The organism is Variovorax sp. 10L426 (genome assembly GCF_056395305.1).
The window spans coordinates 1-405 of sequence record NZ_JBFTJF010000115.1; the positions used below are offsets into that span (position 1 = coordinate 1).

The window sequence follows — 405 nt, forward strand, 5'->3', positions numbered from 1 at the left end:
CCGAGGACCCGCTCACGCACCAGGCCGTGATCGACCGCCTGCCGGCCGATGGCGACGTGGACCGCGTCACGGTCTACCGCGTGCTCGACTGGCTGGTCGAGCAGGGGCTGGCGCAGAAGCGCGCGGGCCATGACCGCGTGTTCCGCTTCACGCTGGTGGAGCACGAGGCCGCGCGCGCCGAAGTCCATCGCCAGCACAGCCATTTCCACTGCACCCGCTGCGACCGCACGTTCTGCCTCGAGGCGGCCGGCGTGCCCGCGCCGTCGGTAGCGCCCAAGGTGCCGCGCGGCTTTGCCGTCGAGCACGTGGAGCTGACCGTCAACGGCGTGTGCGCCGAATGCGGCCGCACGCGCGGCGCCGGCGACGCCCACTAGGCGCCGCAAACCTTTCCCGGAGTTCCAAGAC

At 72.3% G+C, this 405-nt stretch carries 1 protein-coding gene; it reads left to right on the forward strand.

The window, feature by feature from the left end; genetic code table 11:
* Nucleotides 1–374 (forward strand): Fur family transcriptional regulator (locus AC1DHL_RS30020; protein WP_478164371.1); only part of this gene is annotated, 374 nt, incomplete at its 5' end.
* Nucleotides 375–405: the final 31 nt, after the last annotated feature.